We start from the raw sequence: 25503 nt of genomic DNA on the forward strand, positions 1-25503 counted from the left end.
GTTGTTCCCCGGTTGGGCGGCGGCGCCGGACCCGTGCGCGGGCCGGCGCCCGGGCTGGTGCCCGGGCTGACGTCCGCGGATATGCGCGGGCCGGTGCCCGCGGATCATGCACCGGGCAGCAAGCCGCCCAGCTCGCGGACCGTCTGGTCGAACAGCGCCAGCGGGTTGGGGTCCAGCCCCGCGACATCGTCGCGGGCGAAAGAATGCCAGGCGACGCGCCACACGGCGGTCACCACCTCGGCGACCAGGAGCGCGCTCAGATGAGGCAGCGCTCCACGCTCGTGGAGCTCGCCGCTGATCGTCTTCACCAGATCCTGCTCCTGGCCCGTCACGATCCGCAGCAGCTCCGGCTCGCGGATCAGCAGCCGGGAGATCCGGCGAAAGTCGCGCTGCTCGACCTCGCAGGCGAAGACCTCGCGCGACGTCGCCAGCAGGTCCGCGGTGATCCCGGCAGCGCTCGTCTGCGCGCTCTCGCGCTCCACCAACGCCTCGACCAGCCCGCGCTGACCGGGCATGAGAGCGTCCACCTTCGTGGCGTAGTAGCGGAAGAACGTGCGCTCGGCGATGCCCACGCGGGCCGCGATATCTCCGACCGTCGTGGCGTCCAGGCCGTTCTCCTCCACCAGATCCAGTGCAGCCTCCTGGATCGCCCGGAGCATCCGGGCGCGGTTCTCCTCGCGGATCCCCATGGTCGCAAGCTCCTCATGTCCGTGGCCGTTCGGTCGGGCGGATCGGGGTCGTCAGACATAATTCATGTCACACTCTGCCGCTGCCGGCATTACATATTCTGTCAGACAGTGACATGATTCTCGGGTTCAGTCTCCACAGAAGAGGTACCACCCGATGACCCAGACCGCCGAGGGCGCGAGTTCCCCACCGGCCGACCCGGCCCCGCACGCCCCCGCCACGCTGCCCAGGAAGCAGCTCATCGGGATCATCGGCGCGCTCGCGCTCGGTGCCTTCCTGATGATCCTCAACGAGACCGTGTTGACGGTGGCACTGCCGTCGATCATGGCCGACTACGGCGTGTCCGCAGCAGCTGGGCAGTGGCTGACCACCGGGTTCCTGCTCACCATGGCCGTGGTCATCCCCACCACCGGCTTCCTCCTGCAGCGCTTCCCACTGCGCGGCCTGTTCGTCTTCGCCCTGGCCAGCTTCATCGTCGGCCTCCTGCTGGCCGTCATCGCGCCGACGTTCGCCGTGCTCCTGGTCGCGCGCATACTCCAGGCCGTCGGCACCGCGATCGTGCTGCCGCTGCTCATGACCACCACGCTGACCCTCGTCCCGCTCCAGCACCGCGGAATGGTCATGGGCCTGAACTCGATCGTCATCTCGGTCGGGCCGGCCATCGGGCCCACCGTCTCCGGCGTGATCGTCAACGCGTTGTCCTGGCACTGGATCTTCGCGGCCATGTTGCCGCTGGCGATCGTCATCCTCGTTCTGGGTGTCCTCTTCATCAAGGTCCCCTCGGCGACCCGCAAGGTGCCTGTCGACGCGGCCTCCGTGATCCTGTCGGCCCTCGCGTTCGGCGGGCTGGTCTACGCCATCTCGATCTTCGGCGACGTGCTCGACAGTCCCGCGCTCCCGCTCGTCAGCGCCGCGATCGGCCTGACCGCCCTGGCCCTGTTCGTCGACCGGCAGATCCGACTGGCGCGGACCGGAAAAGAGCTGCTGAACCTGCGGCCGTTCACCAACCGCACCTTCTCGCTCAGCGTCGCGATGATCATGATCGCCATGGGCACCCTGATCGGCACCGTGGTGATCCTGCCGATCTTCCTGCAGAACGGCAGCGGCCTGAGCACCCTGACCATCGGGATGATGCTGCTGCCCGGCGGTCTGATCCAGGTCGTGATCGGCCCGATCTTCGGCCGCGTCTTCGACCGCCACGGCCCGCGCCCGGTGCTCATCCCCGGCGCGCTCCTGCTGGCGGCAGGGCAGTGGCTGTTCACCACCATCGACCCGGACACCGCGCTCGGCCTGATCATCGCCTTCCACACGATTTTCTCCGTCGGACTGGCCATGCTGATGACGGGGCTGCTCTCCGCGGCCCTCAGCGAGGTCCCGCTCAAGCTCTACAGCCACGGCTCGGCCATCTTCAACACCGGCCAGCAGCTCGGCGGCGCGATCGGCACGACGATCTTCGTCACGGTCATGAGCGCGATCGCGGCCGGAGAGACCGAGGCCGGGTCGGCGCTCGTCGACGGGCTGTTCGACGGCGCACACGTCGCGTTCCTCATCGGCGGGATCCTCGCGTCCCTCGGCGTCGTCTTTGCGCTGTTCATCAAGGCCGCCCCGAAGCTCCCCTGATCAGCCGCCACCCGTCAGCCGTGTAGCCGCTGTTGCCGGCGGCTGGCCGAGGTGGCGGTGTGACTGCCGGTCAGCTGCCGGGCCGTGTTGATCAGCCCCACCATGCTGAAGGCCTGTGGCGTGTTGCCGAGCTGGCAGCCGAGTCGGGTGTCGTACTCCTCGGACAGCAGCCCGACGTCGTTGCGCAGGGCGAGCAGCCGCTCGAACATCGCCTGCGCGCGCTCGCTCTGCCCCGTCCCCGCGAGCGCGTCGGCGTACCAGAAGCTGCACGCCAGGAACGCCCCCTCCGCGCCGGGGAGGCCGTCGACCCCGCCGTCGGCCTCCGGGTCGTAACGCATGACGAAGCCGCCGTCGAGCAGTGCCCGCTCGACGGCGGCGACCGTCCCGCGGATGCGCTCGTCGGACCACGGGAGGAACCCCACGCGCGGGAGCAGCAACAGGGACGCGTCCAGTCCCTGCGACCCGTAGAACTGGGTGAACGTGCCGCGCTCCGCGTCGAACCCGTTGCGGCAGATCTCCGTGTGCATGCGCTCGCGCAGTCGCCGCCACTGATCGACCGGTCCGTCGAGACCGTGTTCCTCGACGGTGTGCACGGCCCGGTCCACACCGGCCCAGGCCATCACCTTGGAGTGCACGAAGTGCCTGCGCGGCCCACGCATCTCCCACAGCCCGTTGTCCGGTTCGGCCCAGTTCCCCTCGAGGAAGTCCAGCAGGGCCCGCTGCACGTCCCACGCCGTGTCGCTGGACTCCATGCCCGCTTCCCGGGCCAGGTGGAGACCGTCGAGCACCTCGCCCCACACGTCGAGCTGTAGTTGGTCGGCGGCGGCGTTGCCGACCCGGACGGGGCTGCTGTCCCGATACCCGGGCAGCCACGGTAGCTCGGTCTCGGGGATGCGCCGCCGACCGTCGAGCCCGTACATGATCTGCAGCTTGTCGGGGTCGCCGGCGATCGCGCGGACCAGCCACTCGCGCCAGGCGCGCGCCTCCTGCACATACCCCGTCCCCAGCAGCGCCTGCAGGGTGAACGTCGCGTCGCGCAGCCAACAGAAGCGGTAGTCCCAGTTGCGTGATCCGCCGAGTTCCTCCGGGAGTGAGGTGGTGGCGGCGGCGAGGATCCCGCCCGTGGGGGCGTACGTCAGCGCCTTGAGGGTGATGAGCGATCGCCGGACCGCCTCCGACCACCGGCCGTCGTAGCGACAGTCACCGATCCACCCCGTCCAGAAGTCCTCGGTCCGGCGCAGGGCCTCCGCCGCGTCGATCCGGTCGGGCCGGGGCAGGTGCGAGAGCTGGTAGGTGAGCACGAACGGCACCCGCTCGCCGGCCGCGACATCGAACTCGGCGACGGTCGACATATCGCGGCCGTGCAGCTCCACAGGGGTGTCCAGCCATGCGGCGTCGGGCCCGGCGACTGCCTCTATCCCGCCGTCCGTGCGACGCACCCAGGGGACGATGTGCCCGTAGTCCATGCGCAACCGCAACGTCGAGCGCATCCGCACCCGCCCGCTGAGCCCCTCGACCACGCGGACCACGTCCGCCGCATCCCCGCGTGGCGGCATGCAGTCCGATATGCAGACAGTTCCCTCGGGCGTCCGCCACTCCGACTCCAGGACGAGCGTGTCCCCGCGATACCGCCGACTGGCCGCCGCGCCACCACTGACCGGGGCGACGGTCCAGTGGCCGGCCGACTCGTCCGAGAGCAACGCCGCGAAGCAGGCAGGGGAGTCGAAGCGGGGTAGGCACAGCCAGTCGATGCTGCCGGCCCGGTGGACGAGGGCAGCGGAGTGCAGGTCGCCCAGGAGTGCGTAGTCCTCGTTCATGGTGGGCCCCGTCATCCCTGGCTGTCGTCGAGCGCGATGACCACCTTCACGTCGTGGTCCTCCGCGGTGAACGCCCGCCCGAGGTCCGCCAGCGGGACACGCCGGGTGATGAGTCCGTCCAGCCACTCGGTGTCGGCGGCGGACAGCGCGTCGGCGGCGGCGCGGTAGTGGCGCTGGTTGGCGTTCACCGAGCCCACCACCACGTCGTTCTCCAGGACGATCTCCCGGTTGAGCGCGCCGACGTCGACCTCCAGACTGCGACCGGGCGACGACACCCCGGTGAGGCAGACAATGCCGTACCCGCTGGTCCCGGACATGACGTCGAGGACCACCCGGCCGGCGCCTGTGGCCTCGATGACGACGTCGGGCTCGAGCCGGCGCATGACCTCGGCGGCGTCGGCGTGGTGATAGGTGGCGCCCAGCCGGGCCACGAGTTCGGGTTTGGGCCCACGGTCGACACGGTCGAGAACGTGGACGTCGAGCCCTTTATGCGTACCGATCATCGCGGCCAGCAGCCCGATCGGACCAGCCCCGGTGACCAGGACGGTCTGCGGCTCGAACCAGCTGCGCCGGCCGATCACCTCCACCTGCTCCCAGGCCTTGGCCACGACGCTCGTCGGTTCCACCAGGACGCCGACGCGCTCGAGGGCGGGGTCGAGACGGATCGCGTACTCCGGCTCGACGGTCCAGCGCTCGCTCCCGAAGCCGTCGCGCTGTTTGATCCCGCGTTCGGTGTACTCGCCGTTGCGACACATGTCGAATTCGCCACGGGCGCAGGCGCCGCACGGTACCGGATCCGGTCGTCGGACCACGCCTGCGACCAGGTCGCCCTCCGTGAAGCCGGACCCCTCGGGCGCATGCTCGACACGCCCCAGCGACTCGTGGCCGAGGACCAGTCGCTCACGTCCCTCTGGCGGCCACCCGTAGCGCCCGGCGACGATCTCCTTGTCGGTCCCGCAGACGCCGAGTGCCAGGCCGTGGACGAGAAGCTCGCCGTCACCGGGCTCCGGGTCCGGCTCGTCGGTCAGTGTTACCGAGTCAGCCTGTCCGGGGATGAGGGTCAACGCACGCATACCTCCGTGGTACTCCTGCGTGCACTCCGACGCACCCGGTCACTCCACGGTCATTCACTCGACCCTGTAGCCGACTCCTCGGACCGTCTGCACCTTGTTCTCGCCGATCTTGCGGCGCAGTGACCGGATGTAGACGTTGACGATGTTCGAGCCGGGGTCGAAGTCCATGCCCCAGACGCTCTCGAGGAGCTGCTCGCGGCTGATGGTCTCGCCCTTGTTGCGCAGCAGCATCTCCAGCAGGGAGTACTCGCGGTTGGTGAGCTCCTGGATGCGGCCGTCGACATCGACGCGACGGGTACGGATGTCCAGCCGCATGCCACCGTGCTCGAGGATCCCCGGGTCATCGGACGCCTCGTGCTCGCGCAGACGGAGGCGGATGCGGGCCAGCAGTTCGGGGACGCGGAACGGCTTGACCATGTAGTCGTTCGCGCCGGAGTCCAGGCCCTCGACGGTGTTGGACACGCTGTCGCGAGCCGTCAGGATGATCACCGGTGCGCTGAAGCCGCGCGACCGGGCTTCACGGAGCAGGGTCAGACCGTCGGTGTCCGGGAGGCCGATGTCCAGCAGCATGAGGTCGATATCGGAAATAGTCGACAAAATGGCGCGAGCGCTCTCCCCATCGACAGCCTCGAGCGCCGTGTACTCCGCACCGCCGAGCGCCTTGACCAAGACCGAACGGATGAGGTCATCATCCTCGACGACGAGAATATTCGTCATGCAACCCTCCTTCTCCGACTACGGAGTATCGCACGTGCGCGGCCCGGTAGGTCATTCCCCTGCAATCGTGTCCCCGGGTCAGTGGGAAAGGTGGGGAATCAGGGAAACCTAGTCGTCGTCCGGGTCGTCGAAGTCGACCGCTCCTCGGGCACTTCCCCTCTCGATCTCAGCGCGGACGAAGGGGATGACGAAGCAGAACGCGGCACCGCCCCCGCTGGCGTTGAAGGCGAAGGCACGACCCCCGTGGGCGCGGGCGATCGTCGACACGATCGCCAGGCCCAGCCCGGTGCCGCCGCGGCCGTCGCGGAGTTGGCCGCGCGCGGTGTGGAACCGCTCGAAGATGCTCTCTTCCTCGCCGGGCGGGATGCCGGCTCCGCGGTCGCGCACCCACCACAGCAGCCGACGACGGTCGCGTTCGCCCGCGCTCTCCGCCGGCGGCGTCCCCTCCACGATCGACTCGCGGAGGGTGGGCTCCCCGGGCTCGATGATGCGGCAGCCGATCTCGATGCGATCGCCGTCGCGGGTGAACCGGACCGCGTTGGAGCAGAACTGCATCAGTGCCTGCGTGATCCGGTGCGGGTCCAGCCGGGCGACCCCCTCGGCGTACGGGTGCACGCTCCAATCGCGGTCCGCGAGGACGTCGACCTTCGCCTCGATGTCCAGGATGAGGTCGGAGACCTCCGTCGGGGCGGTGAGCAGGAAGTCGGGGCGGTCCGCGCGGGCGAGCGTCAGCAGGTCCTCCACGATCCGGGTCATCCGGGAGAGTTCGTCCTGCATCACGCGGGCCGCCTCGGCCCGGCCTTCCGGGTCCTCGGGCATGAGGTCGAGATTGCCCTGCACCACGGTCAGTGGCGTGCGCAGCTCGTGGCCCGCGTCGTCGAGGAACTCCCGCTGGGTGCGGTAGGCGTCCTCGACCCGCTCCAGCATCTCGTTGACCGTGTCGGCGAGGGAGACGATCTCATCCGGCCCCTCGACCGGAACCCGCCGGGACAGGTCGGCGGCGGAGATGGTCTCGGCGGCCTCGCGGATCCGGCGGACCGGGACGATCATCCGGCCGGCGATCCACCAGGCGAGGAATGCACTGAGGATCATGCCGCCCGCGCTCGCCCACAGCAGGGACTCGGTGACCCGCCAGGTCTCCGACGAGGATCCGCGGTCGTTGACCGCCACCACCAGGCTGGCCGGCCCGGCCGGGCTCTCCACTGTGGTCTTGCGCCAGCTGACCGAGCCGTCGATCTCTCCGGAGTCGTCCCCGGCGACCAGTCCGACCCGCTGGATACGCGACCGCACCGCGGGGGGGAAGAGCTGGTCTTCGCTCGGGCCGTACCGGGAGAGCGTGAACTGGGTGCCCGACTGGTCGGCGGTGCCGACGAGCAGTAGCTCGGCCGAGGGGTACTGCTGGGCCAGGTAGGCGCGCAGCAGCTCCTCGACCGTGGGCTCCTCGGACTCGAACGACGGGAGGATCCCCGCCATCATGAACGTGGTGAAGTCCGCCGTCTCGCGATTCAGCCGGGTATCGGTGACCCGCTCAGCACTGAGGATGAGCAGCTGGCCCGTGAAGACGACCATGGCCGCGAACACCGCGGCGGTGATGAAGGTGATGCCCGCCGTGATCCGCAGGCGCGCCGAGTTCCACCATCGGATCGGGGTCGGCGACGTGGAGCGTGCGTTCACCTCGGACCTGAGCGCCCGTTATCGGACTCCGGGCCGCCGCCCGCAGCGTGATCCGGGCGTCCGTTGGCGGCGGCGTGGGCGGGCCGATTGTTGTCGGAGGCGTGGGGCGGCGGGCCGGAGGTGTCCGCATGCGCCGGGCGCCCGGGCTTCCCGGCGTGCGGGGGAATGGCGTTGTTCAGCCTCTCGTCGGCCCGGCTGGCCAGCGTGTCGAGGTCGAAGCGCGGTCCGCCGATCTGGCCGGGGTCGTCGTTCCCGGGAGTCCGGGGCGGCGCCGGGGGCCGGGCGCTCGGCGCGGCCGGCGGCGCATAGGCTGCGGGCGGCTGCATGGCCGCGGGAGAGGCGGGGCCGGCACCGTCGTTCGGGTCGGGCGCGGCGCCCGACCCGGACTGTGCGCCGGCGCCCGGCGGGTTCTGCGAGCCCGCATCTGCCTCGCCGGGCCCGGCCGGCGCGTCGTCAGCGCCGGACCCGGGCAGCGGCGCCAGGTCGACGGCGGGGATCGGCAGCAGGGAGAGGATGGCGGGCATGGGCGCGGGGAGGAAGAGATTCACGCGGCCGTCGATCACACTGAGGTGGGGGCGCCGCCCGTCGATCACCGTCCCGGTCGCCTGGGACGCGGCCGTCGCTCTGGATTCTGTGTCCTGGCTGATCTGGGTCTCCTCGGAGGCCGGGGTCGGCGCGATGAAGGGGTCGAAAGCGCCGACGACGGCGGCGAGGCCGAGACCTCCGAAGACCACCGGGATCGCGGCGAGAGCTACGGTGACGGCTCGCATGTCCCCCCTCCCGGTGAGCGATTGGTGATTCGTCAATCCCCAACTGTGGCACCTTATGCTGCCCAGATGGCGGAGGGTGAACACATTCTCACCGCAGGCTCCCGGGTCCGGTTGTCACCTGTCCCCGCGTCCGCTATGCGCGGCGCAGGAGAGGACCGACAGGGAAGGCAGGTGGAGTAGGGCCCGGCATATGCGAAGGCGGGCCACACCGGATCGGTGTGGCCCGCCCTCGTCAGCGCCGGCCGCGTCATCGACGCAGCCGATGCTCTCAGCCCAGGCGCTCCTTCAGCGCGGCGAACTCCTCGTGGACTTCGGCCGGGACCTTGGGTCCACAGAACTCGAGCCATTCGGTGATGAGCGGCAGCTCGCGACGCCACTCCTCCGGGTTGACGGCCAGCGCGGCCTCGACGTCCTCGATCGGCGTGTCCAGGCCGGTCATGTCGATGTCGGCGGCACGTGCGGTGATGCCGGCGGCGGTCTCCTCGCCCTCGACGCGACCCTCGATGCGGTCGACGATCCACTTGAGCACGCGGCTGTTCTCGCCGAAGCCGGGCCACACGAAGCGGCCGTCGTCGCCCTTACGGAACCAGTTGACCAGGAAGATCTTGGGCATCTTGTCGCCGCCACGGGCGCCCATGTCGACCCAGTGCTGGAAGTAGTCACCGACGTTGTAGCCGAGGAACGGCAGCATGGCCATCGGGTCGCGGCGCACGGCGCCGACCTGGCCCTCGGCGGCGGCGGTCTGCCCGGAGGACAGGGTCGCACCGATGTAGACGCCGTGGTTCCACGAGTAGGCCTCACTCACCAGCGGGACGGTGTCGGCGCGGCGGCCGCCGAAGAGGATCGCCGAGATCGGCACGCCCTCGGGCGAGTTGAACTCGGGCGCGGCGACGGGGCACTGGTCGATCGGCACGCAGTAGCGGGAGTTGGGGTGCGCGGCGTTGCCGGCCTTTCCGTCGCCCTCCGGGGTCCACTCGTTGCCGAGCCAGTCGATGAGGTGGTCCGGGGTGCCCTCGAGGCCCTCCCACCACACGTCACCCTCGTCCGTCAGGGCGACGTTAGTGTAGATCGCGTTGCCCGGCTCCAGCGTCTTCATGGCGTTGGGGTTGGACGAGTAGTTGGTGCCGGGAGCCACGCCGAAGAAGCCGAACTCGGGGTTGACCGCGTACAGGCGGCCGTCGGCGCCGAAGCGCATCCACGCGATGTCGTCACCCACGACCTCGGCGCGCCAGCCCTCGATGGTGGGCTGGATCATCGCCAGGTTGGTCTTGCCGCACGCCGAGGGGAACGCTCCGGCGATGTAGTACGCCTTGTCCTCGGGCGAGGTGAGTTTGAGGATGAGCATGTGCTCGGCCATCCAGCCCTCGTCGTGGGCCATGGCGGAGGCGATACGCAGGGCGAAGCACTTCTTGCCGAGCAGGGCGTTGCCGCCGTAGCCGGAGCCGAACGACCAGATCTCCCGGGTCTCCGGGAAGTGGGTGATGTACTTCTCCTCGTTGCACGGCCAGGCGACGTCCTCCTCGCCCTCGGCGAGCGGCGCGCCCACGGTGTGCAGGCCCTTGACGTACGCGCCGTCGGAGCCGATCTTGTCCATCGCGGCCTGGCCCATGCGGGTCATGATCCTCATGGAGACCACGACGTAGGCCGAGTCGGTGAGTTCGATGCCGAGCTTGGGGTCCTCGGCGTCCAGCGGGCCCATGCAGTAGGGCACGACGTACATGGTGCGCCCGCGCATGCTGCCGCGGAACAGTTCGGTCATGTGGGCGCGCATCTCGGACGGGTCGCGCCAGTTGTTGGTCGGGCCGGCGTCCTCTTCCTTCGCCGAGCAGATGAAGGTCCGCGACTCGACGCGGGCGACGTCCTTCGGGTCGGACTGCGCGAGGAACGAGTTCGGCTTCTTCGACTCGTTGAGTTTGACGAAGGTGCCCCCGTCCACGAGCACGGAAGTGAGACGATCCCACTCTTCGTCGGAGCCGTCTGCGAAGACGACCCGGTCCGGCTGGGTGAGCTCGGCGACCTCCGTGATCCACGCGAGCATCTCCGCGTGATCTGTTGGTGCCTGACCCTCGAGGCCGGGAATGGTGGTGCTGGTCATCACTGCTCCTCGCGCGTGGTGCATGGTCTTCCTCACACAGTATCGTCAACCTGCTTGATCCGCGTCGCGCGAGCCCCTCCCCACACCCGAATGTGAGGGATCCCTCAGGTGGTCAGATGTGACCGTGGTCGATTCGCTCCCACCGGGCGGGCACGGGAGACGCCCCGGGGGCGCCGTCCTGGTACTCGTTGGTGAACCCGCCGAACGGCACGCCCTCGGTGGGGTTGGCCAGCCGCCACGAGTCGTAACTGCCGTCGAACCGCACGGTCGAGACGTGGTCCACGGTGCCGTCGCCGTCCGCGTCCGTATATACGGTCAGGCCGCGATCGTCGCCGAGGGTGACCGCCTCCATGAAGCCGTCCCCGTCGAGGTCCGCCTCCGGTGCGCCGAGGTCGAGGACGCTGTCGCCCACCGGGACGTGCAACCCCAGCGACGACGCCTCGGCCAGCGGGGCACCCTCGAGTCCGCAGACGTCGGGGGCGGGGCGCTGGTCGAAGGCGTCCGATCCGAACAGTGGGTCGGTCATGCGGAGGGGCTCCCTGCGGGGACGGGCGGCGCGGGGGCCGCGCCGATGGGTTCCGCAACTGTACTAGCGACCGTCGTCGCCGGGGTGGTCCCTCCTGAGCGGAGGCGCCGGATCCGCCGCTCGAGGTCGGCGACCCGTGGCCCGGGATCGTGGGCGAAGCCGTCGGTGATGATCGCCTCGGCCGCGAGGATCCGCGACCCCAGGGCCTGCTCGGCCTCGCCGCGTAGCGCCGCGAGCCGGTCGCCGACGGCGGCCACGGTGTGGGTGCGCAGCGCCTGGGTGCGGCGAACGGTCACCGTGGTCCAGCCGAGCGCGAGCCCGCACAGCAGCGCCAGCGGCACGATCATCGCCGACATTCCGGGCATCTCGGCCAGCGGCGACAGCAACATCCGCCCCACCCCGGTCCCGCCGGCGGCGCCCATCAGCATCACGAGCAGCTCCTCGCCGGTACTGCGCGGCGGCCGGCTCGGCTCGACACCGCTGGTGGGCGCGGGGATCCGGGGCGCGGTCGGCGCGTTCACGCCGAGGTGCCGCACGACGAGGGTGTCGCACCGCCGGTCGGCGCGGTCGACGGCCCCTGCCACCGCGGCGTCGGCGTCGGCGGCGAGCCCCTCTACCAGCGTGTCGACGCGCGAGCGCGGGGCGGCCGCCAGGTCCTCCCGGGCCCGGCCGCCCAGATCGCGCAGCGAGCGCTGCAGGTCTTGGAGGATCTCCATCCTCAGCGCCTGGACGTCCTGCCGCAACGCCTGGGATCGGGTGGTGATGGTCTCGGTGCGCCGGGCGAGCAGCCAGTCGACGGTGGCAGTAGGGGACGTGGCGGCGGGGGACGCGGCTGCGGGAGACGCGGCGACGGGCCCGGCCTCGCGGGATCGCACCGCCTCGAGCAGTGCGGCGAGGACGGCGGCCGGCGCCGCGGTCGGGCCCTCGTCTACCACGTGCACCGGGGCGTGGACCCCGGCGTCGGCGAGTCGGCGCGTGGTCACGTCGACGGTCTCGGACAGCGCCTCGGCCGTGCACGTGTCGGCGCGGCCGGCGAGCGCCACCGCCAGGGGCAGGCGCGAGGCCACGCCGCGGGCGACCTCGACGTCGTCGGGGCGGACCGGGCAGACGGCGTCGACGACGACGACGGCGGCGTCCGGCCTGTCGGACGGGGAGGCGTCCACGAGTACGCGGATCGCGCGTCCACCCGCGGTCCCGTCACCGGGCGGGCCCGCGGTTCCTGCGGTGTCTGCGGTTCCCGCGGTGCGTGAGGTGCCCGCGGCGCTCGTGGTGGCCTGCAGAGCCGCGGTCCGGAGCGCGGCGGCGACGGCGGGAGCAGCGGAGTCCCGGGCTCCGAGGACGGCGATCGTCAGATCTCGAGTGCGCACAGGGCGGCCTCCGCGAGTTCGCCGACCTCGGCGTGGACCGCGAGTCGTTCCAGTTCGGCCTCGAGCCGGGCCACGCGGGAGTCGGCCAGGGAGTCCATGGCCCGCTCGACGAATGCGATGACGGCGTCGACCGACCGGTGCTCGGGCTCGCGGGCGTCCACGGTGGGCAGCCCGCGGGCCCACCGGGGTGAGGCTGCGCTGTGGTGGGTGTCGGTCGGGCGGGCGGCGTTGTCGTCGTCTTCGTATAGACCCGTCGCCACCACCAACAGTGGATGGCGGCGGGGGCGCCGTACCCATGCCTCCTCGTGGCGGCAGGGGGCGGTGCGGAGGCACAGGATCTCGATGTCCGGTGCCGCGGCGGGCCGCGCGGTGGGCGCGGCGAGGACGTCGATGTCGTCGACCGACACCCGCCAACCCCCGCGGGCGCGCAGGGCGGCGGCCAGGGTGCGCCTGCCCGAACCGAGGCCGCCGCGGACCCGGAGGTCGACCGGGGCGTCGAACCGCGCGAGCGCCGCGGCGAGCAGGCCGGTGGGATCCGGCGGGGCGGTGGTGGCGGCTGTGGCGGGGGCTGCGGTCGGGGTCGCGACGTCCGGCGAGGCGGTGAGCAGGCGGCGGATGCGCGCGGCCGGATCCGGGACGGCGGGGCGATCCGCGCCGTCGACGGCGGTGTCCTGGGTCACGGTCGGCACGCCCACATGGTGGCCCGGCGGGCCCGGCCCGACAAGACCTTCCCCCAGGCAGGATCGCCGCCACGACCCCGGATCCGGACGGGCCGCGCCGCGCGTTCGCCGCGGGGGGATTCGTAACCCGACCGCGCATTACGGGATGATGGCCGGGTGAACCAGAGCGAGAACCCCGTACCGGAGTCCGACGAGACCCCGGACGGGGAGACGACGGCGGACGACAGCTCCCGGTTGTTCCCCCGCGTGACGGCCTATCGATTCCGGCGCGGCACCATGCGCCCGGGGCAGCAGCGCAACTGGGACGAGCACTGGCCGACCTACGGTCAGAACGTCTCCGACACGCTCGTCGACCCGCAGGAACTGTTCGGTCGCACGGCGCCGCTCGTGGTGGAGATCGGCTCCGGCACCGGCACCTCGACGGCGGCGATGGCGGCGGTCGAGCCGGACGTCGACGTGATCGCGGTCGAGGTGTACCAGCCCGGCCTGGCCCAGCTGCTCGGCATGATCCTGCGCGAGGACCTGCAGAACGTCCGCATGATCCGCGGCGACGGCGTGGACGTGCTCACCAACATGATCGCGCCCGACAGCCTGACCGGCGTGCGTGTCTTCTTCCCGGATCCGTGGCCCAAGGCCCGCCACCACAAGCGGCGGCTGCTGCAGTCCGGCACGTTCGGGCTCATCGCCTCGCGGCTGCGGCCCGGCGGCGTGCTGCACGTGGCCACCGACCACGTCGACTACGCCGAATGGATCGGCCCGACCGGAGACGCGGAGCCGTCGCTTGAGCGGCTTGACACCGCGACGGACGTCGGCCACGTACCGTTCAGTCTGGACAGACCCGTGACGAAGTTCGAGGGCAAGGGACTGCAGGAGGAGCGAGTGATCAACGAGTTCCTCTGGCGCCGCAGAGGCTGACCCGGCTGCGGCCGGCGACCCGACCCGAGACCCCGACGACGAAAAACCGAGGCGGACCCATGACCCCATCAGACGAGACGCGGAACCCCGACACGGCGGCCGCGACCGCTCCCGACGAGTCGGGGGTGGTGCTCCTGGTGTGGGACGCCCCGAACGTCGACATGGGGCTCGGCTCGATCCTCGGCGGGCGGCCCACCGCCGTGTTCCGTCCGCGTTTCGACGCGCTGGGCCGCTGGCTGCTCGGCCACACCGCAGATCTGTCGGCGCGCACCGAGGACACCCTCGAGGCCGAGGCGACGGTCTTCACCAACATCGTCTCCGGCACCTCCGACAACGTCCGGCCGTGGGTCGAGGCGCTGCGCAACGTGGGCTTCGCGGTGTTCGCCAAGCCCAAGACGAGCGAAGACTCGGATGTCGACGAGGACATGCTCGAGCACATCGACAAGCGGGCCGAGTCCGGGCGCCTCGCCGGTGTGGTGGTGGCCTCCGCCGACGGGCAGGCCTTCCGCGAGCCGCTCGAGGACCTCGCCCACGACATCCCGGTCACCGTGATCGGGTTCCGCGAGCACGCGACCTGGGCCGTCCAACACGAGACCATCAGCTTCCTCGACCTGGAGGACATCCCCGGCGTGTTCCGGGAGCCCCTGCCCCGGGTCAGCCTCGACAACCTGCCCGACGAAGGCGCTTGGCTGCAGCCGCTCCGGCCGCTCACCGCCCTGCTCGCCTCGCGTTAGGAGTACTGCCGCGTGTTCAACTCACTCGGGCGGTTCGTCGCCCGCCGCCGCATCCTGGTCCTGGTCTGCTCCGTGCTGGTCATGGCGTTCCTCAGCATCGCCGGCAGCGCGTTCGGCAACCCGTTCGGTCAGGGCGGGTTCGAAGACCCCGAGAGCGGTTGGGCCACGGCGGAGCAGCTCGAGCAGGAGGCGTACGGGCGCGACGCGCTGGGCGACGTGGTGGTCACCTACCACGCCCCCGAGGGCGTCTCCGTGGACGATCCGGCGTTCCAGGACCCCATCCGGTCCTCACTGGAGTCGATCCGCACCGAGTTCCCCGACCAGGTCACCGGCGTGACCAGCTTCGTGTTCAACCAGTCCCCGGCGCTGGTCAACCGGGACGCCGGGATCGCGGTGGCGTCCATCCAGATCGCCGGCGAGGAAGAGGAGATCCTCGAGAACTTCCGGGTGATCGAGGACTCGATCCCCGTCGAGGGCATCGAGGCCGACATCGCCGGCCTGCAGCCGGTGGCCGGCGCGCTCCAGGACGGTATGGACGCCGACCTCGTGCGCGCCGAGCTCATCGCGCTGCCGCTCGTGTTCATCCTGCTCATTGTGGTGTTCGGCGGCGTGGTGGCCGCGTTCCTGCCGGTCGCCGTGGGCGTGCTGACGATCCTCGGCTCCCTCGGGTCCCTACACCTGCTCTCGCTCGTCACCCCGGTCAACTCGTTCGCCCAGAACGTGGTGACGCTCATCGGCCTGGGCCTGGCGATCGACTACGGCCTGTTCGTGGTGAGCCGGTTCCGGGAGGAGATGGCCGAGGGCTATCCGCCCGAAGTCGCGGTGCGCCGGTCGGTGGCGACGGCCGGGCGCACGGTCGTGTTCTCCGCCGTCATGGTGGGCGTGACCCTGTCCGGGCTGCTGGTGTTCCCGCAGGCGTTCCTCAAGTCGGTGGCCTATGGCGCGATCGCCGCGGTGATCCTGGCGGCCGTGCTCTCGGTGACGTTGCTGCCGGCGGTGCTGGTGCTGCTGGGCCGACACGTCGACGCGCTGGGCATCAAGCGTTTCCAGCGCCACCGCACCCGCGAGCAGGTCGAGAACGGCCTGTTCGGCCGCGTCGCCGACTTCTCGATGAAGCACCCCGTCGCCGTGGCCGTGCCGGTCGTGGTGGTGCTCGTCGCGCTGATCATCCCGTTCTCCGGGGTCAAGTTCGGTGGCATCAACGAGACCTACCTGCCGCCGGACAACACCACCCGCGTGGCGCAGGAGAGCTACGACCAGAACTTCCCCGGCACCCGCACCGACCCGGTGAAGCTGGTGGTGATCGGCTCCGACGGCAACTCCCTGTCGCAGATCCGCTCCGCCGCCAACGAGGCACCCGGCCTGACCGGGCCCTTCCAGTTCGCCCGCTCGGGTGAGCAGGACGCGCAGGGCCGCGAGGTGGTGGTGCTCCAGACAGGCCTGGTCGACCGGAACGCGCCCGCCGAGACGGTCGAATTCCTGCAGACGTTCCCGATCCCCGCCGGCACCGAGGTGTTCGTGGGTGGTAACCCGGCCATGGAGTCGGACTCGGTCGACGCCCTGGTCAAGGGACTGCCGTGGTTCGTGCTCTACGTGCTGGTCGCCACGACGATCCTCATGTTCCTCGCATTCGGTTCCCTCGTGCTGCCGATCAAGGCCGCCCTCATGAACATGCTGGGGCTGGGCGCGACGCTCGGCATCCTCACCTGGATCTTCGTCGACGGCCACGGCGCGAGTCTGCTCGGCTTCACACCCGGGCCGCTCACCTCGCCGGTCGTGGTGCTGTTGATGGCGATCATCTACGGACTGTCCACCGACTACGAGGTCTTCCTGGTCTCCCGGATGGTCGAGGCCCGCGCCCGCGGCGCCAAGACCGCCGAGGCCATCCGGAGCGGCGTGGCCAACACCGGCCGCATCATCACCTCGGCCGCACTGATCCTCATCGTGGTGACCGGGGCGTTCGCGTTCTCCGAGATCGTGATGATGAAGTACATCGCGTTCGGCATGATCGCCGCGCTGATCCTCGACGCCACCGTCATCCGCATGCTGCTCGTCCCGGCGGTGATGCAGATGCTCGGCCCCGACTGCTGGTGGGCGCCGAAGTGGATGAAGCGCATCCAGGAGCGGATCGGCCTGGGCGAGGCGGAGCTCGACGACGAGCCCGAGTACCTCCACGGCGGCCCCACCTCGACCGGTGCGGTCACCGCTGGAGCTGCGACTGCCGGTGCTGCGACGGCGGGCGGCAGCGTCGCCGCCGGAGCGGGCGTGGCGGCGGGATCGCCGGTGGCCCTGCTCGAGCGCGACGAGGAGTACGACGACGAGCCCGTCGCCCACGAGCACGCTCACCACGACGAGTCTGCAGTGTACGAGCACACCCCCTCGCCCGAGGCCGTCGCCGAGCCCGAGTCCGAGTTCGAGCCGGTCATCGACGCGGAGTACGACGACGAGCCCGTCGCCGCCGTCGACAGCGACGGCGAGAAGATTCCCGCGGCGGACCTGATCGCCCGACTCATGCGGGAACGTCAGCAGAGGTACGACGGGTGACGCCCGGCTCGGCGCCCGGTGTGGGCTCCGGAGCCGGGTCCGAAACTGTGGTTATGGTGGCGGGATGACGGGTACGGCAGGCGAGGTGTGGCGCCGTGTCCGGGCGATCCTGTCCAACCCGTGGTTCAAGACCATCGCGACGCTCACCATCCTGGGGTTGATCCTCTACTGGCTGCGCGGCCAGATGCCATTCTTCGCCCGGGGATTCGAGGCCGTGGCCAGCCCACACTGGGGTTGGCTCGCGGTCGCTCTCGTGTTCTCCTACCTGTCCATGTCGAGCTACGGCTCGGTCCAGAAACTGCTGTTGCAGTCAGCGGGCGTCAAGGTGGGCTACTGGGCCAGCGTAGGCCTGGTCTTCTCGTCCAACGCGTTCTCGACCTGCATCCCAGGCGGTCAGGTCTTCGGCACCACCCTGACCTACCGCAAGACCCGGCAGTGGGGGGCCACCCGGGTGGTGGCCTCGTGGCAGCTCGTCATCTCGGGCGTGCTGTCTACCGTCGGCATCGTGCTCCTGGCGCTGGTCGGCTTCTTCCTGGTCGGCTCGGTATCCAATCCGTTCCTGCTGGTGCTCTCTGCGTTCGGGCTCGCGGCGATCTTCGTGGGCGTCCAGTGGGCCGCGCGTAACCCGGACAAGATCGAGGGCGTCCTGCTGACGGTCCTGGCCTGGATCAACGAGCGGCGGAACAAGCCCGCCGACCACGGGGCCGGCGGGGTCCGCCGGGTCGTCAGTCAGGCCGAGGCCGTCGATCTGAGCAAGACCCAACTGTCGAAGGCCTTCGCGTTCTCGCTGCTGAACTGGGTCGCGGACATCGGCTGCCTGTGGGCTGCCGCGAACGCGGTGGGCGCCAAGCACAGCATCGGCGGGCTGTGTATCGCGTACGTGACCGGCAAGATCGTCGCCACCGCGCCGATCACGCCCGGTGGGCTCGGGACCGTGGAGTTCGCGCTCATCACGGCCCTGACCGCCGGTGGTCTCGGCGCGCACGAGGCGTTCGCGACCGTGTTCGTCTACCGCATCGTCAGCTTCGTCCTGGTCGCGCTCGCCGGCTGGGTGGTGTTCTTCCTCTTCTACCGCGGCGTCGCCGACGTGGATCCGGACATCGAGTCCGAGCACAAGGGCGGCCCGTCTCCGGAGCGATCCACGTCGGTGGACGCGGCGTCGGAGGGAGCTTCGTCGTCGTCGGATCCGGGGGCCGCACGCGGCGCCGAGGCCGCCGCGCCGACGTCCGGGGCCACGTCGATGTGGCCGCACAAGGGGCGACAGTGGCGGCCGTCGTGGCCGCACGACTCCGGACCGATCCGGCTGCGGCCTACGAGGAGCGCCCCGGAAGACCGCGGAGACGCGCACACGGATGTGCGACCGCGAGATGAGTACGCGAACAACGACGAGAAGGATCGGTGAGCGGTGTGGCGCCGCTGGTGATGGTCGCGCTGGACGCGGTGCTTGTGGTGGTGTTCTCCACGTTCGGCCGCGGAGCGCACTCGGAGGGTCTCGGCGCGGCGCAGGTGTGGGGGACCGCGTGGCCGTTTCTCGTGGGGCTCGCGGTGGGTTGGCTGATCCTGCTGGTCACGCGGCGCGCGCCCGGCTCGGTCGGCTCCGGCGTGCTCGTGTGGGTGGCGACGGTCGTGGTGGGCATGGTCGTCCGGGGCATTGGCGACGGTCGGGTGCCGCACTGGAGCTTCATCATCGTGGCCGCCACCGTCACCGCGGTGTTCCTCATCGGGTGGCGTGCGATCCGCGCGGCGGTGCTCCGTCGGCGGTCATCGGCGGGCGTGCCGACCAGGTAGGCGGTCGGCTGCCGCGACGGAGACTGCAACGGCAGGCATGCCCTCGCTGAGGCACCCCGGCACGTGCCGCTGCGGTGGCACGAGCGGGCTCGCACCGTGGATCGGCTTACGCGATCGGGGCAGTCGGGGCTTCCGGGACGGGGGCTGGCGCGGGCGCGGGCTCAAGCACGGCTACCGGCGCGGGTGCGGGCTCGGGAGCAACCACCGGCGCGAGCGCGGGTTCGGGAGCCGGCGCGGGGGCGGCCACCGGTTCGGGGGCAGGCGCAGGCGCAGGCGCCGGCTCGGGCGGGGGCGGCGGAACCGGCTCCACGGGCCCCACCCAAGCGTCCAGATCGGCGCGCGTGCCGGCGAAGACGTTGAGGTCCACGTGGTCGACGAAACCGGACACGCGGCCCGTTTCGGCGCGCTGCCAGAACAACCACTCGCTCCAGCCGCCGATCATGGGTCGCGTCGGCTGCGACACCTCGTACTCTGCGAGCCACAGCGGGTACTCGGCGAAGCGCGTCGTGTTGGCCATCTCGTCGATCCAGAAGGACCGGTACGTGTAGAGGATCGGGGTGCGCCCGGTCCGCTCGCGGAGCGTATCGAGGAACACCCGGGTCCACTCGGCGAGCTCGGCGGGATCCAGCTCCTCCGCGTGCTCGAGATCCAGCACTGGCGGCAGCTGCGGACCGCCCACCGACTGCAGCCGGTCCGCGAATGCGTGGGCCTGCTGCGCGGGCTCCATCGCGGGCCTGGCCATGTGGTAGCTACCGACCAACATGCCTGCTGAGCGGGCGTTCTGGATGTCGGACTCGTAGTAGCGGTTGGCGGGGCCGGTGCCCTCGGTCGCCTTGATGAACGCGAAGGTCTGCCCCGCCGCGGCGGCCTGGTGCCAGCCCACGGGGGCGCCGTGCGGGTGCTGCCAGCTGGACGAGTCGAGGCCCTCCGCGAGGCCGTGGAACACGGGGTCCAGGGGTTCCGCCGCGTCGGCGCGGGGATTGTTGATGACGACGACGAGAAGCCCCAGCGTCAGAAGGGCGGTCGAGGCCAGGGCGACGAACAGCCGCGTGAGGGATGGGCGAGGGGTGAGGGTGGCTCGGGCAGGCGGACCGGCAGGAGTCATGGGGCGAGTATCCGCGAGTAACACGCGACACACAAGCAACTCGCGCAACTTTTTCCCAGCTGGTTTCAGGGTCGCCCGCCCCGGCCGCGGATCAGTTTGGCTCCGAAACACGTGTCACGGATTCACAACAACCGGTAACACGCAGCCCCACCAGTGCGATCTGGCCGAATTCGCACATAACCTTGGATGCGTAACCAATGACCAGTCGGGAGTGCCCCTCATGACCGATGCCATCGACCTCACCACCCTCCGATACCGTGAGCGCCTCGTCACCGAGGTGGACGGGCCGGACGACGACCCGTTCCTCGAGGTGGTCGTCGCCGAGACCGTGCTCCTGGACGCGGACGGTGCCGGCCGCGGAGCGCCGGAACTGCGCCTGAGCACGGGCGGGGAGGACATCGTGCTCACCGACAGGGAGCAGGTGCTGCGGCTGCAGGCCGTGATCAACCGGGCGGCCAACCAGTGGCGCGAGGTCGGCTCGCACCTGCCCTGACCTGTCGAGCCGCCCGCCCGGCGGCCGCGAGGCGGTCAGACGACCCGGATCCCCGTCTCGCCGATGAGGGCCAGGCCCACACCCAGAACCTGCTCCGGCGAGATGAGCGCGCCGCGCAGCGCCGAGGCCCCACGGAGATCTTCCAGGTCGGCACCCCGCAGGTCGGCGGCGGCGAGCTGCGCACGCTCGAAGTTCGTCCCGCGCAGATCCGCGCCCTCGGTGGACAGGTCCGAGACCTGGGCCTCGTGGAAGTCGGCCTGGCGGCAGCGGGTGCCGGACAGGCGGACCCGCGCGAGCCGGGCCATGCGCAGGTTGATCATGTCGGCGTGGCAGTCCTCGAACGAGATGTCGGTGAGTCGGGCGGCGGACAGCACCAGTCCGGTCAGTCGGCATCCCACGAAGCGCACGCGGGTCAGTGAGGCGCCGTCGGCGACGAGGCCGGACAGGTCGCAGTCGCGGAGTTCGACGTCCGTGAGGCGCAGGCTGTCGGCGCGGGCACTGCTCAGGCGCAGGCCCTGCAGCAGCGATTCCCGGATCTCCATCCCGCCGAGGTCGGCGGGCCCGTCCGTGAGGTCCGGCCCGTCCTCGGCGCCGGCCAGGACCCCGTCCCAGAGCCCGTCGGTCTCGAGTTCGGAGCCGGGGGCGTCGAGCTGCTCGTGCCGCGGAACGCCCGGGGCGGTCGGTGGACGGGGGTTCTCGGAACGACGACGCAGGGGAGGGGCCACGGGCCTTACCTTAGATCCGCACGATTTCGTCCGACCGGCCGCGCACCCTCTCGGGCGTGGTGGCGCAGTCGCAGTCGGCATCGCCCTGGGATTTCTCGACTGACGGGAGTAGTCTCGTTCCCAACGGTAGACAGATCGGTCTATCCGGAAAGCCTGAAAGGTCGGCACGATGAGTCTGCGCGAGGCGTTCGCCTTTCCCGAGATCGTCAACGACTACGCGGCCCGCTGCACCGCGGCGCTCGTCGTCACGCTCGCAGTGGTCACGATCATCGTGCCGACGCCCGTTCAGACCTGGCTCGCCGGCGTGCTCTTTGTGGGCTTCGCGCTCCGCGTCGCCGGCGGCCCCCGGTACTCGCCGTTCGGCCGGCTGTCGGTGCACGTGCTGGCACCCAGGGTCAGTGCCGAGCCCAGGATGGTGGCCGGGGCGCCCAAGCGGTTCGCGCAGACCATCGGTCTGGTGATGTCCGGAGTGGCGTTCGGCTTGTTCCTCGCCGGCTTCGCCACCGCGGGCGCCGTGGTGCTCGGTGTGCTGGTGCTCGCGGCTCTCGCGGAGGCGGCGCTCGGGTTCTGCCTCGGTTGCTGGATCTACGGGCGGTTGCAGCGTGCCGGGATCGTCTCCGAGGACGCCTGCGTGGATTGCGCGGACATCTGGTCGCGCCCGGAGATGACCGCTCGCCACTGATGCAGTCCCGTCCAGACGCCCGGCGCCTACCGGGCAGCGTCCGCGCACAATCGCTTCCACGCGGGCGTGGGACGACTCCTCCGCCCGGGGGTCGTCACCGGCACCGGCCCGCTTCCGCGGCGGCCATGCGGGCGTCGGAGCTCGGGGTTACTGTGGTGCCATGAGCTACCCCGCTGACGATCGCCGCCCCGAGGATTTCGATGCGTTCGCGGGGGACGGCACCTCGAGCCCTTCGAGCGACTGGCGGAACGATCCCTCGCCGGGAACGGACCAGGCCGGGGCGCCCTATGGCGCGAACCCCTATCTCGCGGATCCTCTCGGGAACCAGCAGTACGGTGCTCAGCAGTACGGGGCCCAGCTCTACGGCGGGCAGCCCCTCGCCGGCCCGGGATTCGCCGCGCCGGGCTACGGGGCACCCGCGTACGGCGCGGTCCAGCCCTACGGCCAGTATCCGCAGGTGGCGCGCAAGGACCCGGCGATCATGCTGGTGGCGTCGCTGATCATCCCGGGACTCGGCACGCTCCTCAACGGCTCGACCGGTAAGGGGATCGGCATCTTCGCCGGCTACTGCATCGGCGCACTGCTGTCGGTGATCCTCATCGGACTGCCGATCATGTTCGGCTTCTGGGTCTGGGGGATGGTCGACGCCTACAACGGCGCCAAGGACTTCAACGCGCGCCACGGCCTGCCCTGAGCCCTGAGCCCGGCCCGACCCGACCCGCCGGATCCGCGCGTTTCCGTAACCTGGTCGCATGACTGCGACCGAGAACCCCACCACCGACACCCAGCGCCCCTCCGGCCTGGATCTCCGGTACATCAACACCGACGTGCGGTCCCAGGACGACCTGTACCAGCACGTCAACGGCACCTGGATCCGCGACCATGTGATCCCCGCCGACCGTCCCATCGACGGCGCGTTCCTCGCCCTGCGTGACCTGTCCGAGGAGCGAGTGCGCGACATCATCACCGACGCTGCCGTCGACTCGCAGATCGGCGCGTTCTACGCCTCGTTCATGGACACCGACGCGGTCGAGGCCGCGGGCGTGGCGGCGCTCGCCCCCGACCTGGCGGAGATCGACGCTGCCACCGACGCCACCTCGCTGGCGTTGGCCATGGCCCGCCTCGAGCGGGCCGGCATCGGCGGTCTGATCGGGGCCTACGTCAACAACGACGCCAAGAACTCCAGCGAGTACATCCTCTACCTGGTGCAGTACGGAATCGGGCTGCCGGACGAGTCCTACTACCGGGAGGAGCAGTACGGGCCGATCCGCGAGCAGTACACCGAGCACATCGCCCGGATGCTCGAACTGGCCGGCCTCGCCGGCGCCGGGGACGCCCGCGCGCGTGCCGAGCGGATCGTCGTCCTGGAGACCCGCATCGCCGCCGCGCACTGGGACGTGGTGGCCCGCCGCGATGCCGACAAGACGTACAACCCCGTCACCTGGGACGAGCTGCCCACGCTGGCGCCCGGCTTCCCGTGGCACGAGTGGGCGCGCGAGCTCGGCGGCACCGAGGAGGCCTTCGGCCGCCTGGTGGCCATGCAGCCCGACTTCCTCACCGCGGTGGCCGAACTGTGGGCCGGCGAGCCGCTCGAGACGTGGACCGAGTGGCTGCGCTGGCGGGTCGTCAGTTCGCGCGCCCCGTACCTGACCTCGGACCTGGTGGACGAGAACTTCCGCTTCTACGGCACCGCGATGTCGGGCACCGAGGAGATTAAGGCGCGCTGGAAGCGCGGCGTCGGCGCCGTCGAGGCGGCCCTCGGCGAGGAGGTCGGCAAGGAGTACGTGTCCCGCCACTTCCCGCCCGGGCACAAGGCGCGGATGGAGGAGCTCGTCGCCAATCTCACCGCCGCCTACCGCTACTCGATCAGTCGACTGCCGTGGATGACCCCCGCCACCCAGGAGCGGGCGCTGGCCAAGCTCGAGGCGTTCGTGCCCAAGATCGGCTATCCCGACGAGTGGCGTGACTACTCGGCGCTCGAGGTGAAGGCCGACGACCTGCTCGGCAACGTCCGGCGTTCCGCGCGGTTCGAGCACGACTACGAGCTCGGCAAGCTCGGCGGCCCGGTCGATCGCGGTGAGTGGCATATGACGCCGCAGACGGTCAACGCCTACTACAACCCGGTCATGAACGAGATCGTGTTCCCCGCCGCGATCCTGCAGCCGCCGTTCTTCGACGCCGACGCCGACGACGCCGCCAACTACGGGGCGATCGGTGCGGTGATCGGGCACGAGATCGGCCACGGCTTCGACGACCAGGGATCGAAGTACGACGGCGAGGGGAACCTGGTCGACTGGTGGACCGACGCGGACCGGTCCGCCTTCAGCATCCGCGTGGACAAGCTGATCGCCCAGTTCGAGGGCCTCACCCCGGACGGCCTGGACCCGGAGAAGGACCACGTCAACGGTGCCTTCACGGTGGGCGAGAACATCGGTGACCTGGGCGGGCTGACGATCGCCCTGCTGGCCTACCGACTGGCGCAGAGCGCCGACGGCGAGCCCGTGCAGGGCACCGACGTGGGTCCGGAGATCGACGGCCTCACCGGGATCCAGCGGCTCATCGCCTCGTGGGCGATCGTGTGGCGCACCAAGACCCGTGCCGAGGAGGCCGCCCGCCGGCTGGCGGTGGACCCGCATTCGCCGCCGGAGTTCCGCTGCAACCAGGTCGTCAAGAACCTCGACGACTTCCACGAGTCCTTCGGCGTGGTCGAGGGCGACGGCATGTGGATGGCCCCGGAGGAGCGCGTCAGCATCTGGTGAGGCGGGTGCCATGCGGTGCCCGGGCCGGGTCAGTAGCGCGCGAGGAGTTCCTCGTCGAGCGTGAACTCCCGGTGCGCCCCGCGGTTGATCGCCCCGGAGTCCATGAGTTCGCGCAGGCGTCGGCTCAGCGTCTCCGGGGTGGTGCCCAGGTACGAGGCGAGGTCGATCTGCGTCAGCGGCAGCTGCACCGAGGTGCGGCCGTCCTCGCCGCGGCGCCGCGGCAGTGACAGCAGGTAGGACACCACCCGGGTCGCCACGTCCTCCGAGGTGAGCGAGACCAACAGGTGCTCGCTCTCGGCGGTCTTCCGGGCCAGCGCCATGGTGATGGCGCGCTGGAGGGCCGGGTGGCGGTCGGCGATCGTTCGCAGGTCATCGAAGCGGATCTCGGTGAGCGTCGAGGCCTCGCCGGCTTCGACGAGGTAGCGCGCGGGGCTGTCCAGGGCGAACTCCACCAACCCGTAGTGGTCGCCCGGCCCGATGATCCGCACGATCCGGCGGCGCCCGGCCCGGTCGCTGCGCACCACGTGCAGGGATCCGGCGGTGACGAGGAGAAGTCGGGCCGCCGGCCCGCCGACCGTTTGCAGCACCCCGCCGGCCTCGATCTCCATGGTGTGCGCGACGGCCTCCAGTTGCTGGCGGCCCTCCGCGTCGAGGGCGGCGACGAGGTCGAACCGGCCGGTGAGGCCGTCGCGGCGGGAGCTGGGCATGGGTCGAGTATCGCCGCCGGGACGA

General features: G+C 70.7%; 23 protein-coding genes. 10 read left to right on the forward strand and 13 right to left on the reverse strand.

The features are described from left to right. Positions 1-104: 104 nt before the first annotated feature. A complete protein-coding gene (locus K3888_RS12215; protein WP_230930537.1) occupies positions 105-689 on the reverse strand; it encodes a TetR/AcrR family transcriptional regulator in 585 nt (194 codons plus the stop codon). A gap of 154 nt (positions 690-843) precedes the next feature. Here K3888_RS12215 and K3888_RS12220 point away from each other — a divergent pair, with 154 nt between their 5' ends. Further along, the gene (locus K3888_RS12220; protein WP_230930538.1) at positions 844-2307 is read left to right on the forward strand and encodes an MDR family MFS transporter; all 1464 of its coding nucleotides are present in this window, start codon (positions 844-846) and stop codon (positions 2305-2307) included. Positions 2308-2321: 14 nt separating this feature from the next. Here the strand turns inward: K3888_RS12220 and K3888_RS12225 are convergent, their stop codons facing one another. The 9 genes from K3888_RS12225 to K3888_RS12265 all read right to left on the reverse strand — a co-directional run bounded on the left by K3888_RS12225 (position 2322) and on the right by K3888_RS12265 (position 13035). Continuing rightward, a complete protein-coding gene (locus K3888_RS12225) occupies positions 2322-4139 on the reverse strand; it encodes a glycoside hydrolase family 15 protein (RefSeq protein WP_230930539.1) in 1818 nt (605 codons plus the stop codon). After that, positions 4136-5197 carry a glucose 1-dehydrogenase gene (locus K3888_RS12230; RefSeq protein ID WP_230930540.1) on the reverse strand — a complete coding sequence of 354 codons (1062 nt, stop codon included), beginning with the start codon at positions 5195-5197 and terminating at the stop codon, positions 4136-4138. Before K3888_RS12230 ends, K3888_RS12225 begins: the two co-directional genes overlap by 4 nt. 54 nt (positions 5198-5251) lie before the next feature. Next, positions 5252-5914 carry a winged helix-turn-helix domain-containing protein gene (locus tag K3888_RS12235; RefSeq protein ID WP_230930541.1) on the reverse strand — a complete coding sequence of 221 codons (663 nt, stop codon included), beginning with the start codon at positions 5912-5914 and terminating at the stop codon, positions 5252-5254. A 108-nt stretch (positions 5915-6022) separates the two neighbouring features. Next, the gene (locus tag K3888_RS12240) at positions 6023-7588 is read right to left on the reverse strand and encodes a sensor histidine kinase (protein ID WP_230930542.1); all 1566 of its coding nucleotides are present in this window, start codon (positions 7586-7588) and stop codon (positions 6023-6025) included. Beyond that, positions 7585-8358 (reverse strand): hypothetical protein, encoded by a 774-nt coding sequence (locus K3888_RS12245; protein WP_230930543.1) that lies wholly within the window; start codon positions 8356-8358, stop codon positions 7585-7587. The genes K3888_RS12240 and K3888_RS12245 overlap by 4 nt, the downstream gene beginning before the upstream one ends. Positions 8359-8626: 268 nt before the next feature. After that, positions 8627-10453, reverse strand: coding sequence for a phosphoenolpyruvate carboxykinase (GTP) (locus K3888_RS12250; RefSeq protein ID WP_230930544.1), 1827 nt, complete (start codon positions 10451-10453; stop codon positions 8627-8629). Positions 10454-10565: 112 nt separating this feature from the next. After that, entirely contained in the window at positions 10566-10979 is a 414-nt protein-coding gene (locus K3888_RS12255; RefSeq protein ID WP_230930545.1) for a DUF6802 family protein, read from the reverse strand. Next, positions 10976-12346: a hypothetical protein gene (locus tag K3888_RS12260; protein WP_230930546.1), complete on the reverse strand. Its 1371-nt coding sequence runs from the start codon at positions 12344-12346 to the stop codon at positions 10976-10978. Before K3888_RS12260 ends, K3888_RS12255 begins: the two co-directional genes overlap by 4 nt. Then, on the reverse strand, positions 12328-13035 hold the full coding sequence (locus tag K3888_RS12265; RefSeq protein ID WP_230930547.1) for a hypothetical protein: 708 nt from the start codon (positions 13033-13035) through the stop codon (positions 12328-12330). Before K3888_RS12265 ends, K3888_RS12260 begins: the two co-directional genes overlap by 19 nt. 147 nt (positions 13036-13182) lie before the next feature. Between K3888_RS12265 and trmB the strand changes: the two genes are divergently transcribed. The 5 genes from trmB to K3888_RS12290 all read left to right on the forward strand — a co-directional run bounded on the left by trmB (position 13183) and on the right by K3888_RS12290 (position 19007). Further along, positions 13183-13941: a tRNA (guanosine(46)-N7)-methyltransferase TrmB gene (gene trmB, locus K3888_RS12270; RefSeq protein WP_230930548.1), complete on the forward strand. Its 759-nt coding sequence runs from the start codon at positions 13183-13185 to the stop codon at positions 13939-13941. Positions 13942-14000: 59 nt separating this feature from the next. Beyond that, the gene (locus K3888_RS12275; RefSeq protein WP_230930549.1) at positions 14001-14675 is read left to right on the forward strand and encodes an NYN domain-containing protein; all 675 of its coding nucleotides are present in this window, start codon (positions 14001-14003) and stop codon (positions 14673-14675) included. A 12-nt stretch (positions 14676-14687) separates the two neighbouring features. Then, a complete protein-coding gene (locus tag K3888_RS12280; protein WP_230930550.1) occupies positions 14688-17219 on the forward strand; it encodes an MMPL family transporter in 2532 nt (843 codons plus the stop codon). 64 nt (positions 17220-17283) lie between these two features. Continuing rightward, the gene (locus tag K3888_RS12285; RefSeq protein WP_230930551.1) at positions 17284-18621 is read left to right on the forward strand and encodes a lysylphosphatidylglycerol synthase transmembrane domain-containing protein; all 1338 of its coding nucleotides are present in this window, start codon (positions 17284-17286) and stop codon (positions 18619-18621) included. Then, positions 18618-19007, forward strand: a complete 390-nt coding sequence (locus K3888_RS12290) for a DUF3054 domain-containing protein (protein ID WP_230930552.1) — start codon at positions 18618-18620, stop codon at positions 19005-19007. Before K3888_RS12285 ends, K3888_RS12290 begins: the two co-directional genes overlap by 4 nt. Before the next feature lie 106 nt (positions 19008-19113). On the opposite strand, the gene K3888_RS12295 is transcribed toward K3888_RS12290, so the two are convergent. Beyond that, positions 19114-20112, reverse strand: coding sequence for a glycoside hydrolase family 25 protein (locus K3888_RS12295; protein ID WP_230930553.1), 999 nt, complete (start codon positions 20110-20112; stop codon positions 19114-19116). 220 nt (positions 20113-20332) lie between these two features. Between K3888_RS12295 and K3888_RS12300 the strand changes: the two genes are divergently transcribed. Next, entirely contained in the window at positions 20333-20605 is a 273-nt protein-coding gene (locus K3888_RS12300; protein ID WP_230930554.1) for a hypothetical protein, read from the forward strand. 35 nt (positions 20606-20640) lie between these two features. Here K3888_RS12300 and K3888_RS12305 read toward each other — a convergent pair whose 3' ends face one another. Then, on the reverse strand, positions 20641-21330 hold the full coding sequence (locus K3888_RS12305; protein WP_230930555.1) for a pentapeptide repeat-containing protein: 690 nt from the start codon (positions 21328-21330) through the stop codon (positions 20641-20643). A 169-nt stretch (positions 21331-21499) separates the two neighbouring features. Between K3888_RS12305 and K3888_RS12310 the strand changes: the two genes are divergently transcribed. From K3888_RS12310 to K3888_RS12320, 3 genes are all read left to right on the forward strand, one after another. Continuing rightward, positions 21500-22012 carry a DUF4395 domain-containing protein gene (locus K3888_RS12310; RefSeq protein WP_230930556.1) on the forward strand — a complete coding sequence of 171 codons (513 nt, stop codon included), beginning with the start codon at positions 21500-21502 and terminating at the stop codon, positions 22010-22012. A gap of 160 nt (positions 22013-22172) precedes the next feature. Beyond that, positions 22173-22706, forward strand: coding sequence for a hypothetical protein (locus K3888_RS12315; RefSeq protein WP_230930557.1), 534 nt, complete (start codon positions 22173-22175; stop codon positions 22704-22706). Between the two features lie 58 nt (positions 22707-22764). Then, positions 22765-24771: a M13 family metallopeptidase gene (locus K3888_RS12320; protein WP_230930558.1), complete on the forward strand. Its 2007-nt coding sequence runs from the start codon at positions 22765-22767 to the stop codon at positions 24769-24771. A gap of 29 nt (positions 24772-24800) precedes the next feature. On the opposite strand, the gene K3888_RS12325 is transcribed toward K3888_RS12320, so the two are convergent. Further along, positions 24801-25478 carry a Crp/Fnr family transcriptional regulator gene (locus K3888_RS12325; RefSeq protein WP_230930559.1) on the reverse strand — a complete coding sequence of 226 codons (678 nt, stop codon included), beginning with the start codon at positions 25476-25478 and terminating at the stop codon, positions 24801-24803. Positions 25479-25503: the final 25 nt, after the last annotated feature.

This window comes from Dietzia aurantiaca (assembly GCF_021033825.1).
GTDB lineage: Bacteria > Actinomycetota > Actinomycetes > Mycobacteriales > Mycobacteriaceae > Dietzia > Dietzia aurantiaca.